Here is a 14,636-nt window from a genome sequence, read left to right as displayed (position 1 = left end):
TGTGTCGAAAGTCTTTTTGTTTGTATGGGACTCAATATAATTTAAAGAGGATGAGAAAAATGATATCAACGATTTTGATTATGATTGCATCAGCACTTCTAATTTACTTCAGCTGTGAATTTTTCGTAAATGGAGTTGAATGGGTTGGAAAGGCTTTTAATATTTCGCAAAGTGCAGTTGGTTCTATTCTAGCTGCTTTTGGCACAGCCCTGCCTGAAAGCATTGTCACATTTATAGCCGTAGTTTTCGGTACTAGTCCAAAACAAAAAGACATTGGAGTTGGTGCTGCATTGGGTGGACCACTTGTTTTAAGCACAATTGCCTATGCTGTTATTGGAATAACTATATTTATATTTAGCAGCAGGAGAGAATCAGGCGAACACATTAAATGCGATAATAAAAAATTGGCAAGAGATCAAGAATGGTTTATGTGTATTTTTGCATTTAAAATCACATTGGGGTTGGTAGCCTTTACAATAAAACCATGGCTTGGAATATTATTTTTAGCGGCCTATGGAATTTATTTTTATAAAGAAATGAATGTTAAAAATTCAGCAGTAGCCCAAAAATTGAAGCCATTGAAAATTACATCTAATAATAAGGAACCAAAAAAGTCGTTTATTTTAATTCAAACGATAGGAGCACTTGCAGTTATTTTTATAGGATCCCAAATGTTTGTAAATAAATTGAACATCCTAAGCAATTCACTTGGAATAGCCCCACATATGGTTTCATTATTATTAAGTCCCATAGCAACAGAATTGCCTGAAATTTTAAATGCAGTTATATGGGTAAAACAGGGAAAAGAAAGTTTGGCTCTTTCCAATATTAGTGGTTCCATGATGATACAAGCCACTATACCAAGTGCACTTGGTATAATGTTCACACCATGGCTATTTGATAAATATTTAATAATATCTGCTATTATAACATTCATAGCTATTCTTTCTCTGCAGATAACTTTGAAAAAAGGGCATTTATCCGATAAAAGACTGGCCTGTAATATCCTATTGTATGTTTTATTTGTAATAATAATAATTTTTGTAAAAAACTAATTGCAAATAAGACATATAGTAATCTTTAAAAAATCATTTTTCCCGGTTTATAGTCATCAGGCAATTCTTCTTCACTTAAAAATTTGAAATTGTCATCACGCAGTACTGGCAAAAATGCTCCGTATGGAATTCTGGAAAACTCACAGGCATAATTACTGGCTCCGAACCATTTGCCTTCTTTGCCGCCCAGATTTAAATCTCTGGCAAATTTTGTATAGTTTGAACAATCATGAATCACTGGATTCCACTTTTCTTCATCGGCTATTTTCATGAATTTCAGAGTTAATTGCCTGCTCCAAATCGGAGATATATAGCCCTGTCTGGAAATATACATATTTTCCCCGTAATAATTATCTATGTTGTTTTCATTCAAATGCAGTTCTGCACAATTGATAAAATCAAGCTTTGTATCCAAAATAGCTTGTTTCTTCTTAGAAAAATCTTTGAAAAACTCAGGAGTCATTGGAGTTTCAATACCTACATTTTTAATATATTTCTTCGCCGTTCCAATATTTTGAATTACTTTATCCGAGCACTCAGAAGCACCCAGGTTGAAGCGTATCTCGTCAAGGCCGGCTTCACCTAACGCTTTCAATGTTTTTTCTGTAGCTAAAATACCATTTGTATACAGGTGTTGATAAACTTGAGCATCACTAAATTTCTTTATCACAGGATAGTATTTCTCAATTTCCATAAACGGCTCTAAATAAACGTAGCAAATGCCGGTGGGCTTCTTCTGGATGGAAAGAAGCAAATCAATATCCCTGTCATAAAATCTTGTTCCCCCGATTTCCCACATACCTTCACCAATTGGAGGAACATCTTCCAGTTCTCCATAATCATAACAGAACTTACACTCCATATTACACTTATTTGTTTTCCTGATTGCATTCAAACCACTGCCCAGCAGACAGGAACGGCATCCTTTGGGAAATTTACTCTCATCTCCCACAAAAAAAGTTCTATTCTTCAAAGTTTTCAAGCCCTTGATTTTCGACATCAATATATCGTTTCCACGATCAACTGCTGCCTCAATTTGTGCAAAGGTAGAATAAACTACCTCCTGCTGTTTTATCATAATTTCCTCTTCCTCAGGAAGCTTTGAAAAAAATTCAAACCATTTTAGTGCATCTTTCTTTGAAATTTTCATAATATATACTCCTTCAATATAAAATCTATTTAAATATAGAAATAATCAATTTAATTATGAACTTTGGAATGCTGGGATACAATAAAAATATTCCGAGAATTATAACGACTACTTCAAAAAAACCGATACCATAACCTATCTTACCATAAGATTCTTCTTTTAGCTTTTTTCTGAATTCATCAGAAGATTCGGAATTCTTCTTATCGGAAAATTCACTATATATATTTATCATGACATTACCTCCCTGCATGTTCATTATAAAAGGTCATCAGTTAATTTTGCTGGATTTATGAAATGTTCATCATGCCAGATAAGGGCATATGGATTCACAATTCCAGCATTATCTTTTAAAACATTTATATCTCTGCAGATAGATTTTCGCTCTGCCTCAATCCCGTATAATTTAAGCTTTTCTCCAATCTGCACTGCAGTAAGAGGATGTTCTTCATACGTCGACCATAAGATTTCCAATATTTTAAGCAGCTTTAATTTTGCATTTGCCAGTACATCTTACCTACTTTTAATCACATTATAGCACAGTACCCATACCAAAAATCATCTCTATTTACCTATCATTCTTTTTGTAATATCCTATTTGATAGATCCATATAAAAATCCTGTTCTTCTTTCGTTTTTGCCTTTTTAAATAATTCTTTTAAATCCCAATATGAATATTTCAGAAATTGCTCATATAAGCTATTTTGTTGATTTATTTTCCCCATAATAATCCCTCCAACAAATAATATCTTTATTATATCATAGCCTAATAAATCACTTATATAAACAATTTTTATCTACCATGTTGTTAACTTGTGATAATGTCACCTCAAAATTAGTTTTCCCCACTTCAAAGACATGCTTCTCTATCTAGTATACTAAGATCTGCAGAAGGAAAAGGACAAAACTACCACAAAAGCCGATTATCAGACAATGATAGTGTTATTAAAGTATATCTTTTAAACAGGAAATAAAATTCTAGCTATATATATGGCTGATGTAAGTGTAACAGCACTATAAATAGTTGATACCATTACTTCCTGAGATGCAAAGTTCTGCTTATTATTGCATTCAACGGCAATTAAAGCCGTATTGACAGCTGTTGGTACTGAATAAGAAATAAATGCTGTTTGGGCAATAACTCCCTTAAACCTGAATACATATATTAAGATCAGTGCAAGCATGGGTCCTATAACAAGTCGGGTAAAAACTGCTATATTTACATCACTGTCTCTAAAATCAAATCTTGTTTTTGAAAGCTGAACTCCCAACGTTAATAACGCTATTGGCACCAGTCCATCTTTTATATATTTGATTACAGGCCATAATGGTGTTGTAGTTATGTCAATCTTAATGTATTTAAGCAACAATGCAATGAGTATCACATATATAGATGGCATAGTAAATATTTGGTGCATTGACTGTTTTATATTCATGTTGGCTCTTCCAGCATTGTAGAAACCGATGGTATTCATCGTAACATTCATAAACACAAGAATCATAATTTGAACTGTGAGGGCCTGACCTAAATATGGTGTCTTACCATTGATTACGAAAGGTGCACTCCCAAAAATAAGAGTAACAAGAGATACACCTATATTTCCCGTGTTATTAAACATAATGGAATTTTTAAAGGCATTTTCCTGGCTTAAATCATATTTGCGAATTTTGGAAATAACCCTGGATATCAAATCGTTGATTATTAGATTCACTATACAAAAAAGTAAAATCATAAGCATACCATAAGATAAATTAGTCGTATAAAGATTATAAAATATGAATCCAGGTACAAATATGTAAAAATTCAATTTACTAAGTGTAAACACATTCAAAGGAAATTTTTTGCTTATTATGAATCCTAATCCAATCAATATAAAAATAGGTATAATATTATTTCCCAATATATATAAAAAAATAGACATTGTTGTATCCCCCCATTGTATTTTAAAATTTTTATGATATGCTCACACAAATTAAATCCTGAATAAATACTGGGAATAAATATAAATTTGATTTTACACAAATTCATACTCATTCCCCTCTATTTTTTATATTCAAGACTGGATATTATTGTGTATGCTTCACCTGCTCTTTTATTATACACTTAACTGGTGTTCATTCAATAAAATATATTTATCCATTAGCACTAACACCGCATCAAATACAAGAATTTGTCAATATACTGCCGTACTGCCTTCTGTATAATAGTTATTTACGGGCAAAGGTAACTAAATAAATTGAACCGGGACTGCGCTGCGTTTTGCTGAATAAGGTGCAAACATGATTGCTCGTGACACAGCCCAAGAAGAGAATTTTGAATCAATCCATGTCATCCCGAAGTGCGTCAATTATATTTTCTTTTTTGATCTTGCTGACGGCATATATCATAGTGATAAAGATGACAAGAAGCACACTGAACACGCTGATTCCCATACTGAACCACGGAAATACAAAATCGATATTTTCCGCCCCGCCGATGACCATCCCTTTGTAGATCAGCCAGGAAAAGATGATTGCCAGAGGAAGCCCGACAAGCAGTGCCCTCATACCATACAAGGCGCATTCAAAACGCATCATTTTATTGAAATCGCGGTCGGACATCCCCACAGAGCGCAGCATGGCAAGCTCCCGCCGGCGCAGCTTGATATTCGTGGAAACCGTGTTGAACACATTGGCAACCGCAATCAGCGAAATCATAATGATAAAAGTATAAGCAAATACGTTGGCAATAAATATCATATTGCGGTTCTGATCAAGTATTTTATCCATATTGTACAGGTTGTATTCGTCCGTAATTCCCGCACCCTGAATCATAGTTTCCATTTCAGCCGTCGACTGTGAAGGATTCTTCGACTGAAAGGTCATTCCCTTCACAATGATATCCGGCGAGGTATCGAAGGGCGCAAGTTTCTCCTTGAGCGAATATGGAGCCATCACCATAAAAGTATATGGCCGCTGCCCGGAGGTTCCTGCCATTGGCGGTGTATCAGGCGGAACGGTCGCGACAAACGTAATGCTTACATTTTGCCCTTGTTCCTTTTTCGGCTCGCCGTTTATTTCTGGAGTGATGGTAAACCTCATGGAAGGACTCGTGAACATATCACTAAACTGATCAAGCTCCTCCATCCGATTGCTGCGGCCCTGCATTTTGGCAACGGCGATCACTTTTGCATTTTGCCCGGTATATTTCTCTGCGGGCAATCCCAAGCCTTTGATAATATTCAGATAGGTGTTATCATCTAAAAACTGGATTGTCATTGGCAGACTCACTGTTTCGTCCGGCGAATGTGCCCCTGCAGATTTCCAGTAATCATCTGAAAGATTGCTTGCTTTGACAGTGCATAAATATTTCATAACAATTTGATATGAGCTTTTGGTAACACCATCAGCAGTTTTTAATTTGTCATAAAGCTGCAGCATTTTACTATCGTCCATATCCTGTGTGCCAAAACCGATGTCATAGGTAGTGAACACTTCTGCCCTCTCCGACGCCTGTTTCAAATCTGTTACAAAAGCACTGGTCGATATAAACAGCACTACACTTAAAACAAGTGACAGCACAATGCTGCGATAGGATCTCTTGTTTCTTTTAAAATTCTTTAACGCAAGAGTACCTTCCAGGCCGTAAATATGCTCCGCGAGCTTTGAAGTTTTCACGGCTTTGGATTCGATTTTGATCTCGTTCGTCTGGCGAATACACTCCATCACCGGAGTTCTGGCGGCCTTGCGGGCCGGGATATAGGCCGAGATCAAAACAGTGACCATGCTGACTGCCGCCGCGGTAACGATCGCAGGGGTAGACACCGTCAAAGTTAAATGGACATTGCTGTAAAGAATGTTTGCAAAACTTTTGGCAACAACGGAAAGTACAAGCCCCATGCTGCCGATGCCGACAATCACACCGATCGGTATGCCAACCGCACCAATGCAAAGCCCCTCAAACAGCACCGAATTTCGCAGTTGCTTTTCGGTGGCCCCTACCGACGAGAGAATCCCAAACTGATGTGTGCATTCGTTCATTGATATGCTGAACGAATTATAAATCAGAAAAATCGAGCCAAGCATGATGATGGCAACCACAATGCTCCCGATGGAGTACAGAAGCACGTTGAATACGTTATCGTCAGAAAGACCCATGAAGCGCAGCACATCATTATTCAAGACATAAGCACGGCTTCCAGCTACACTGCTTGCATAAGAATGAACCTCCCGCGGATTTTTCAGCGTGACAAACAGGCTGAAGCTATCCACTTTATCTTGTGTACCAGCTTTCGTTATCAAGGTATATCCCGGCGCGGAAGATTCCTCAAAAGCGGGTGTTTGGCAGATACCTACAACCGTATAGGTTTTCTTGTCCTGCGGAACAAAAGTTTCATCTCCCGATGTGTACGGATTATTCTGACCCAATTTCTTGTTTCCATCCATGCGGTTTCCTACAGACAGGGAAATCGTATCGCCCACCGCAAATTTAACGCCGCCCCTTGTCGCAATGCTCCCCGAAGCAAGAACCTCCCCACTGGTTTTCGGCAGCCTGCCAGAAACCAGGGTTATGGGCAAGGTATCAAAAGTTTTCTTTCCGTATCCGGCTATAAAAAGATACGGTTTGTTGGGGGTTTTCACGCCATCAAGTTTTGCATAACCGATATTTTCAAATGTTGCGGTGCTTGCAACTTTGTCGTTACTTACCTGTTTCGCTGCAAAAGAAGAATCAACATTCGGAAACTCCACATGCCAGCCGCCGTATTTCTGGGCCGCACCGTTTGCCATATAGTTCAGCAGGGAAACGCCAAAGGTGGCAACTGCCGTAATCATCGCAGTGGACAAGGCAACTCCGATCACTGTTACAATCGTTCGTGTGCGGCTCTTTTTCATACTTTGCAGGGTGACCTTGTTAAAAATATTCATGATCTCACCTTCTCATCCCGCACTACCTTGCCGTCCGATATGCCGATAATGCGGTCCGCTTGTAAAGCAATGTTTTCATCATGTGTGACGACGATAAGAGTCTGATTGTATTTTTTATTGCTTTCTTTCAGCAGTTTGATGATTTCATGTCCATTTTTGCTGTCCAAACTGCCGGTCGGTTCGTCGGCAAGCATGACCGCCGGGGCGTTCATCAAAGCGCGTCCTATAGCAACACGCTGCTGCTGTCCGCCCGAAAGCTGATTGGGCAAATGCATTTTACGGTCTTTTAGCCCAAGCAAATCCAACAATTCATTCAACCGTTCCTCATTGACTTTTCGTTTGTCCATCAGAATAGGCAAAGTGATATTTTCCACCACATTCAGAGTTGGAATAAGGTTGTGAAACTGGTAAATCAGTCCAACCTGCCTCCTGCGGAATATGGCAAGTTTTTCATTGCTTTGAGCATATACATCCTGCCCGTCCAAATACACCTTTCCACTTGTCGGCACATCCACGCCGCCGATAATGTGAAGCAATGTGGATTTACCGGAACCGGAGGAGCCTATGATTGCAGTAAATCCTCCTTTTTCAATTGTAAGCGAAACATGGTCAAGTGCGGTAACCTGGTTCTCGCCCTTACCGTAGATCTTGCATAAATCTTCTGTTTTTAAAAACTCCATTATGTGATCCTCCTTTTTCACAGTCTACCCATATAATAGAACTTTCAACTTACATCTCTGTGACTTTCAGGTGAGAGATTCGTCACTTTGGGAAACGAATGGAAAATATCGCACCGCCCTGCGGATGATTTTGGGCAGTAATCGTACCTCCCTGCCGTGTTATAATCATCTTGCAAAGAGCCAATCCAATACCATATCCTGTGGCAGCTGTATTTTTTCCACAATAGAACCTGTCAAACAGGAAGGGTAAATCTTCTTTTTCAAAGCCCGCGCCGCTGTCGTGTACGACAATCTTGGTAAACAGCGGGTTGGATCTGCAGACAATCTCAATCTTCCCGTTATCGCCTGCACTTTCCACGCAATTTTTGATGATGTTTTGAATTGCTTCCGAAAACCAAGCAGAATCGCCCTGAATAATTATCCCTTTCGGCACGTCTATCTGCAGAGCAATATCGTGCAGCTCCATTGGGATCAAGAACGGGTGAAGCGCGGCGTTTATTAAAGTGTTCACATCTACCTGCTCGCTTTGGAAAACAACAATGCCTGCATCCAGGCGGGATAATTTCAACAGGGAAGTAAGCAGCCAATCCATTTGTAAAAACAACTCCTTCATCTCCCGTATCAATGCTTTCCGTTTATTTTCGTCAGGATTATTCTCCAACAGTGATAGAATGAGATTTACCGATGTGAGAGGGGTGCGGAGCTGGTGAGCTATGTCGGCCAGCGAATCGGCAAGACGTTCTTTTTCTTTTTTTAGTGCGTCGTTTTGCTCCCGGATACGCAGCGTCATTTTTGTTATCTCGCTTTGCAGAATGGAAAGTTCGCCCTCTTCCGATTCGCCAATATACAGACGGTCGGCATTATGAAGCACAATATCGATCTGATCTGAAATCCGCACAATACTTTCATATTGGGCTTTGGTAAACGCAAAAAACGCTGCTCCAAAGGCGGCAGCGGAAGCAATAGCAAGAATTCCAGCCAATCTGTTGATTGCAAATCCCAGCGTCACAGCGGAGGCAGTTATTAAGGAGAACAAAATGGCAAGCTGCCGAAACTCTCTATTTTGAAGCATACATGTCACCCAATCTATATCCCATCCCGCGAACGGTCAGAATTATTTGCGGGTTTGCCGGATCGTTCTCTATCTTCTCCCTCAAGCGTTTAATGTACACAGTCAATGTATTGTCATTGACAAACTCGCCTGCAGCATCCCACAATTCATCAAGCAGCCTGCTCCTCGTGATAATACTTTCGGGGTTGCTAATAAATACCAGCAGCAAGCGATATTCTAAGGCTGAAAGAAAAATCTCACTGCCGTTCTTTTTCACAACACCACTTGCCATATCGACATAAAGCCCACAGATTTCAAAAGCCGATGGAGGACGTCCACTTTTTCGCAGAGCTGTCCTAATTGGTGCGATCAGTTCACGCGGACGAAAGGGCTTGGTAATATAGTCGTCCGCACCTATGTTCAGCCCGGTAACAACACTTGCTTCATCGCCGGAGGCCGTCAGAAAGATAACGGGAAAATCTTGTGTTTCTTTGATTTCCGTGCAAACTGTAAATCCATTTCCATCAGGCAAAGAAATATCAATCAACGCCAAGTCAAATTTATTTGCTGCAAGTGCGGCAAGGGCGTCATCCCGCGTAGCAGCGTGAGTTACTGTAAATCCCTCTGAATGGAGCAAAAGGACAAGGTTTCTGGCGATTTCCTTATCATCTTCAACCAAAAATATCCGTTTCATTTATTTTCACCATCCTTTGTTTTACTTTTTCCATAACGCTTTCCCCTCCGATAAATATATCTTTTACTATATTGTACCCTAATATATTACTCCCATAAATAGTTATACTTAACTGAACTTAAATTTCCAAGAATTTCACTTTTCTTCATACAGACATTTTAGATCTATAATAAATTTATAATTTATAGATATTGCAATTTGCAATATCTTAGGAGGATATTTTATAATGTTAGAATGTCAAAGTGAAGTTTTTTTGTCAGAGGTCGGTTATAATTCTGAAATAAAGCCAGGATCCTTGATTGATAAATTTCAAGATGTCGGATGGGTGCATATGCAATCAATTCTGCAGAAACTGCCTAAATTAAATGCCAACATCGGTTTTTTTGTATCCGATCAAAAAGTTAAAATTTTGAAGCCGCCATTTTTATCTGATAAACTAATTATTCAGTCTTTCATTATCGATGCCAATAGAAGAAAATTTACGCGGTTAGTTAAGATTTTAAATGATGTGAACGAATTGTTAGCCACACAAACAGAAGATGCTTTTGTCGTTGATCGTTCAAATAACAATTTAGTCAGTTTGTCAAGGGATTTTCCAGTATCCAAAATTATCGATCCAAATATGAAATGCCATGTTTTGCGGGAAAAAATCCAGTTGCCATTGGCTGCAAAGGAAGAAATCCATCAATACACTGTTTTAGGACGGGATATTGATAACTATGGGCATATGAATAATGCCCGCTATCTGGATTTAATCTCAGAACAGGTTAGTCAAATTGAACAAATTACCGTTAATTATATTAAACCAGTCAAAGAAGGAATGGTACTAGACATTGCACGTGAATCAGCGGCTCATAAAGTTTTTTACAAATTCATGAATCAAGAACAACTTCTAGCCAAAATCCAAATCATATTAAAGTAAATCTAGAAAACATGAATTTATGACCTATACTAGAAGAAAAGAAAATATCACCTGGATATAAAGCTGCAGAGTATTTTGGAACTTGAACCCACAAAAGGCCGTGAAGATTCGATCCCTTTCATCGAGAGGCTTTTCATTAGATCGAGAGAACTCAACAAAGGAAAGATTGAACCCCTGCTCCGTTCGATGGATAAAATCACGGACGCCCATGGCAAAGTACTTGTTATCAAAAACATTGACATTGATAAAAAAGTACATTATAATCAAACCAAACGATATATTTTAGTTTGATTAGTTTGATTATAGGAGGAAATTCAATGAATTTTTATGGAATTAGATGCGGAGTACTAATTGACGGTACCGGTAAACCACCATTGAAAGATGTTATAGTTATCGTTAAGAATCATCATATTGCCAGAATTGAAAGAAACTCTTCACTGATTGACCCGAACATCCCCATAATTGATGCAAGAAATTGTACAATTATACCGGGTTTAATTGACTCACACAAGCACGTTATGAACTGCGGAGGCTTTGGAATCGAAGTAGGATTCAATTTGCACCAGCTAAAAAGAAATTTATCTGAAATATCAAAAGGAGGAGTAACCTCTGTCCTTGATTTGGGTTCTGCCAATATAGCTCCCTATTTAGAAAGATTAATTGGATCTAAAACGCGAATTTATAATGCAATTTCTATTTTAACCTGTAAAGGAGGTTACCCACAGGAATATATGCCGCAAAAGTTTTATAAGATGGGATCGGTGATTGAATGTGACGGATTAGATGAAATTAAACGGAATGTGCGGAAACTCTATAAAAAAGGAGTGTCTGTAATCAAAACAGCTGTGGTCAGCAGAACTTTTGATAATAGACCGCAGGTAAACTGGACAGATAGAGAGCTAAGATGTCTTACAGATGAGGCCCACAGCTATGGTCTTAATGTATGCGCACATATCACATACATTAAAGATTATGAGCAGGCTGCAAAATGTGGAGTAGACAGTATACATCACGCTGCATTTGACGGAATTGCCGATAATAATGTACTGGAAATAATGATAGAAAAAGGAATAATATTTGTTCCTACATTAAGCCTTGTAGACTTGATTGTAACAGGTTTGAAAGAAAGATGGATTTTCAGGCCTGACTATGATCCGGCTGTTAACGAAAAAATTAAAGTAAATATGCGTAATTTTACGGAAGCATATACCCATGGTAATCCGAACAAACCTATTGGAGATTTCTTTGTAAAACTTCCTAAATCCCAACTTGAAGAAGTTTCTGCAATTCAACTTGAAAATGTCAGAAGATATATTGCATTGGGAGGAATTGTAGCAATGGGAACGGACTCCGCGCTGGGCTTTTCTCTCCATAATACACCGACCCGTGAGATAGAATTGCTCATGAAAGCTGGATTATCTTTGACTGAGACAATTAAAGCTTCTACTTTAAACTCTTCAAAAGTATTTGGAATGCAAAAGGAGATTGGTTCTATAGAACCGATGAAGCGAGCTGATATGCTAATTATCGACTCCAATCTGGAAAATAATATTGCATCTATTGACAAGATCAAATCTGTTATAATAAATGGTAATATCGTCTATGAAAGGAGTAAAAATAGTGAAAAAAAACAATGAAGAATTTAGACACAGGATCCGCCTGGCAACCTGTAAATTGATTAAGACTTATGGTGCCAAAGGCTGGACAATGGACATGATATGTGAAGAAGCAAACATTGCAAAAGATACATTATATAGAATTATAGTAAACAAAGAAATTTTAATTTCAGAAGTAATTGAAGAGATTCTAGAAGGTCATGAAAAGAAAATAGAAGGGATTATATGTTCTGATGCAGATTTTTTCTCGGCTATTAACTCACTTTGTGAAGCCTTTTGTGACCTTCTCAATGAATTTGGTACACCGCAGTTAAGAAGCCTTTTCAAAGAATACCCCAAAATCAAGGAATTGGTTAGCAGCTGCATGAATAAATTGACCCAAAATATAGCTGACTATTTAAATCGAGGAAAAACTCTGGGCTTAATTCGCCCGGACACAGATACACTTTTAATGTCCAAATCATTAAATTACATTATATTGGGCCTTTTAAAGGATGAATCAATTGAACATATTGATGATGCAACTACAAAACTCCTTAAATATTTCATCAATGGTATTAAAATTACCTAAAATCTATGCTTAAAGTACATTATAAAAATGTAATTGAGTTCTCTGCAATGAAAAAAATGGTAGTTCAGAACTACAGGTAAAATCTGTGATATCCTGAATACAAAAAAACGCTGCCGCGTTAGCTTGTTTTTTATGCTAATGCGACAGCTCCTTGGAATTCTGCTAGTTTATATTATTATGCAAATATGCAGGTTTATATATATTCTTTCATTAATTGAGCCAATCCAATAAGTAAGGCTATGCTTTTTCACTATTCCTCTTTTACTTGCTTCCTTTAGTGCGGTGATTACTAGATGCAGACCTCCAACCTCGGTTAAGATACCTGTTAAGAATAACGCTGAGGTAAAATACTAACTACTAAATTCTAATATATGGTTATACTAAGAAAATAGGTGCGTTTTTCCAATTATTGATTTATGCACACACTAATTATTTCAAAAAGAATTAAGCAAGCAATATCTCATTTAAATGATCAGCGTGAGGCAATTTTCGATAAATCAAAGGGAGGAATTAATAATGTTAGAAAAAGTAAAAGAAACTGATCTATTTTACCAATATTATGGGCAATGGATTACAGTCTACAAAGATGGTGCTGTAAGAAAAGTGACTATGGATAAATATCTTATGACGAAAAAGTGGCTTGAAAAACTTATTCCAGACCTTATAATTTGCGATTTGAATCGTATAACCTACCAACAATTACTTAATGACTATGCTGCATGGCATGAGCGTCAAACAACGATGGATTTTCATCATCAATTAAAAGCTGCGATTTTGGATGCAGTGGATGAAGGTCTAATTGATAGGGATCCTACGCGAAAAGCAATAATTAAGGGAAAAACTCCAAGGTATAAAAAAACAAAGTACCTGAATCAGTTTGAGCTGCATACTCTATTAAGCAATCTTGATTTAAAGTCTGAAGTAAGCTGGGATTGGTTCATACTATTAGTTGCAAAAAACGGGATGCGCTTTTCAGAAGCATTAGCACTTACACCTAAAGATTTTGATTTTTCACATCAGATTCTTTCAATCAGTAAAACATGGAATTATAAAGGAAGCGGCGGCTTTCTTCCGACAAAAAATCAATCCTCTGTACGCAAAGTAGAAATAGACTGGCAAACAGTAATTCAGTTTTCTGAATTACTAAAGGGATTGCCGGAAGATAAACCTATATTTACAAAAAACAAAGTATATAATTCAACTGTTAATAATATATTAACAAGACACTGTAAAAATGCAAAGGTTCCAGTAATTTCAATTCACGGATTACGCCACACCCATGCCTCCCTTTTGTTATTTGCTGGTGTATCAATTGCGAGTGTCGCAAGAAGGTTGGGGCATGCTAGTATGACAACAACCCAAAAAACCTATTTACATATTATTCAGGAACTTCAAAATAAGGACGTAGATTTAATTATGCGTTCATTGTCAGGGCTAAGTTAACAAGGAATCATTATCAAAAATGACTCACGCTGATGAAGGGTGATAAGGTCATCTATGTTACTAAAAAACTCACCAATTTTCTTCTGTTCAGCTTCATTTGGTATCTGAATTGGAATTACTGATAAATCACCAAGATAAATTCCAGGTTGAGCAGATACTACTTGTCTATTCTTTAATTCACGTTGGAATCTTTCAGTCTTGATTGTCGTAAAGAGAAATTCTGATGTAATCTCATCATTCGGTCTAAGGTATGCAACACTACGTTGAAACGTTATACCCACAGGATTTTTAAGAATTGCAGTTTCTCCAATAGAACCAACAATAGTTAAAAGGACATCTCCTCTTTTCAAACTGAAATTTTTATGAATTGCTTTATATTCTTCCTCAGATATTTTTCTATCCGTTTCATCAATAAAGATTTTCCCATTTTTAACGTTTTTTGCACTAAGCAAGTACACACCATAATCAACATCTTTATGAGTTCCGTGAGTGCCATCTTTAAGCAAATCAAGAACTTCCTTAAGCTTACGCTGTTCCCAAGCAAGTGTGAGA

The 14,636-nt window shown here is 37.5% G+C and carries 14 protein-coding genes and 1 pseudogene; 5 read left to right on the top strand and 10 right to left on the bottom strand.

Features of this window, described 5'->3' with window-relative positions:
• The first annotated feature begins 59 nt into the window (after positions 1-59).
• Positions 60-1,055 carry a sodium:calcium antiporter gene (locus tag AB8S09_RS09355; protein ID WP_294182676.1) on the top strand — a complete coding sequence of 332 codons (996 nt, stop codon included), beginning with the start codon at positions 60-62 and terminating at the stop codon, positions 1,053-1,055.
• 25 nt (positions 1,056-1,080) lie between these two features.
• On the opposite strand, the gene AB8S09_RS09350 is transcribed toward AB8S09_RS09355, so the two are convergent.
• From AB8S09_RS09350 to AB8S09_RS09310, 9 genes are all read right to left on the bottom strand, one after another.
• Positions 1,081-2,205 carry a radical SAM protein gene (locus AB8S09_RS09350; RefSeq protein ID WP_294182674.1) on the bottom strand — a complete coding sequence of 375 codons (1,125 nt, stop codon included), beginning with the start codon at positions 2,203-2,205 and terminating at the stop codon, positions 1,081-1,083.
• Positions 2,206-2,230: 25 nt separating this feature from the next.
• Positions 2,231-2,437 carry a hypothetical protein gene (locus AB8S09_RS09345; RefSeq protein WP_294182666.1) on the bottom strand — a complete coding sequence of 69 codons (207 nt, stop codon included), beginning with the start codon at positions 2,435-2,437 and terminating at the stop codon, positions 2,231-2,233.
• Between the two features lie 23 nt (positions 2,438-2,460).
• Positions 2,461-2,676 carry a hypothetical protein gene (locus AB8S09_RS09340; RefSeq protein ID WP_369869010.1) on the bottom strand — a complete coding sequence of 72 codons (216 nt, stop codon included), beginning with the start codon at positions 2,674-2,676 and terminating at the stop codon, positions 2,461-2,463.
• A gap of 101 nt (positions 2,677-2,777) precedes the next feature.
• Positions 2,778-2,927 (bottom strand): hypothetical protein, encoded by a 150-nt coding sequence (locus AB8S09_RS09335; protein ID WP_294182663.1) that lies wholly within the window; start codon positions 2,925-2,927, stop codon positions 2,778-2,780.
• A gap of 234 nt (positions 2,928-3,161) precedes the next feature.
• Positions 3,162-4,124, bottom strand: a complete 963-nt coding sequence (locus AB8S09_RS09330) for an AEC family transporter (RefSeq protein ID WP_294182661.1) — start codon at positions 4,122-4,124, stop codon at positions 3,162-3,164.
• 397 nt (positions 4,125-4,521) lie between these two features.
• Positions 4,522-7,107 (bottom strand): ABC transporter permease, encoded by a 2,586-nt coding sequence (locus AB8S09_RS09325; protein WP_369869009.1) that lies wholly within the window; start codon positions 7,105-7,107, stop codon positions 4,522-4,524.
• On the bottom strand, positions 7,104-7,787 hold the full coding sequence (locus AB8S09_RS09320; RefSeq protein WP_369869008.1) for an ABC transporter ATP-binding protein: 684 nt from the start codon (positions 7,785-7,787) through the stop codon (positions 7,104-7,106). The genes AB8S09_RS09325 and AB8S09_RS09320 overlap by 4 nt, the downstream gene beginning before the upstream one ends.
• An 82-nt stretch (positions 7,788-7,869) precedes the next feature.
• Positions 7,870-8,859: a sensor histidine kinase gene (locus AB8S09_RS09315; RefSeq protein WP_369869007.1), complete on the bottom strand. Its 990-nt coding sequence runs from the start codon at positions 8,857-8,859 to the stop codon at positions 7,870-7,872.
• On the bottom strand, positions 8,846-9,532 hold the full coding sequence (locus AB8S09_RS09310) for a response regulator transcription factor (protein WP_369869006.1): 687 nt from the start codon (positions 9,530-9,532) through the stop codon (positions 8,846-8,848). Before AB8S09_RS09310 ends, AB8S09_RS09315 begins: the two co-directional genes overlap by 14 nt.
• 226 nt (positions 9,533-9,758) lie before the next feature.
• Between AB8S09_RS09310 and AB8S09_RS09305 the strand changes: the two genes are divergently transcribed.
• The 4 genes from AB8S09_RS09305 (at position 9,759) to AB8S09_RS09290 (ending at position 14,084) form a co-directional block, all read left to right on the top strand.
• Entirely contained in the window at positions 9,759-10,454 is a 696-nt protein-coding gene (locus tag AB8S09_RS09305) for an acyl-ACP thioesterase domain-containing protein (protein ID WP_294182652.1), read from the top strand.
• Between the two features lie 317 nt (positions 10,455-10,771).
• Positions 10,772-12,091, top strand: coding sequence for an amidohydrolase family protein (locus AB8S09_RS09300; RefSeq protein WP_294182651.1), 1,320 nt, complete (start codon positions 10,772-10,774; stop codon positions 12,089-12,091).
• Positions 12,057-12,641 carry a TetR/AcrR family transcriptional regulator gene (locus AB8S09_RS09295; RefSeq protein ID WP_369869005.1) on the top strand — a complete coding sequence of 195 codons (585 nt, stop codon included), beginning with the start codon at positions 12,057-12,059 and terminating at the stop codon, positions 12,639-12,641. Before AB8S09_RS09300 ends, AB8S09_RS09295 begins: the two co-directional genes overlap by 35 nt.
• Positions 12,642-13,157: 516 nt before the next feature.
• Entirely contained in the window at positions 13,158-14,084 is a 927-nt protein-coding gene (locus AB8S09_RS09290) for a site-specific integrase (protein ID WP_369869003.1), read from the top strand.
• On the opposite strand, the pseudogene AB8S09_RS09285 reads toward AB8S09_RS09290, so the two are convergent.
• Positions 14,081-14,611 (bottom strand): annotated as a pseudogene (locus AB8S09_RS09285) (restriction endonuclease subunit S); the annotation flags it as partial. The gene AB8S09_RS09290 and the pseudogene AB8S09_RS09285 sit on opposite strands and share 4 nt — an antisense overlap.
• Between the last annotated feature and the right edge of the window lie 25 nt (positions 14,612-14,636).

Origin of the sequence: Clostridium lapidicellarium, assembly GCF_041224415.1 — a bacterium.
GTDB lineage: Bacteria > Bacillota > Clostridia > Clostridiales > Clostridiaceae > Clostridium_B > Clostridium_B lapidicellarium.
Note: the sequence above shows the minus strand (reverse complement) of the source record. Positions and strands in the feature narration are given on the sequence as shown.

Bases quoted from the DNA above. Each gene is read 5' to 3' on its own strand.
- AB8S09_RS09345 (WP_294182666.1), bottom strand. From the start codon at position 2,437: ATGATAAATATATATAGTGAATTTTCCGATAAGAAGAATTCCGAATCT.
- AB8S09_RS09330 (WP_294182661.1), bottom strand. From the start codon at position 4,124: ATGTCTATTTTTTTATATATATTGGGAAATAATATTATACCTATTTTT.
- AB8S09_RS09290 (WP_369869003.1), top strand. From the start codon at position 13,158: ATGTTAGAAAAAGTAAAAGAAACTGATCTATTTTACCAATATTATGGG.
- AB8S09_RS09315 (WP_369869007.1), bottom strand. From the start codon at position 8,859: ATGCTTCAAAATAGAGAGTTTCGGCAGCTTGCCATTTTGTTCTCCTTA.
- AB8S09_RS09355 (WP_294182676.1), top strand. From the start codon at position 60: ATGATATCAACGATTTTGATTATGATTGCATCAGCACTTCTAATTTAC.
- AB8S09_RS09350 (WP_294182674.1), bottom strand. From the start codon at position 2,205: ATGAAAATTTCAAAGAAAGATGCACTAAAATGGTTTGAATTTTTTTCA.
- AB8S09_RS09325 (WP_369869009.1), bottom strand. From the start codon at position 7,107: ATGAATATTTTTAACAAGGTCACCCTGCAAAGTATGAAAAAGAGCCGC.
- AB8S09_RS09335 (WP_294182663.1), bottom strand. From the start codon at position 2,927: ATGGGGAAAATAAATCAACAAAATAGCTTATATGAGCAATTTCTGAAA.
- AB8S09_RS09295 (WP_369869005.1), top strand. From the start codon at position 12,057: ATGAAAGGAGTAAAAATAGTGAAAAAAAACAATGAAGAATTTAGACAC.
- AB8S09_RS09320 (WP_369869008.1), bottom strand. From the start codon at position 7,787: ATGGAGTTTTTAAAAACAGAAGATTTATGCAAGATCTACGGTAAGGGC.
- AB8S09_RS09305 (WP_294182652.1), top strand. From the start codon at position 9,759: ATGTTAGAATGTCAAAGTGAAGTTTTTTTGTCAGAGGTCGGTTATAAT.
- AB8S09_RS09300 (WP_294182651.1), top strand. From the start codon at position 10,772: ATGAATTTTTATGGAATTAGATGCGGAGTACTAATTGACGGTACCGGT.
- AB8S09_RS09310 (WP_369869006.1), bottom strand. From the start codon at position 9,532: ATGAAACGGATATTTTTGGTTGAAGATGATAAGGAAATCGCCAGAAAC.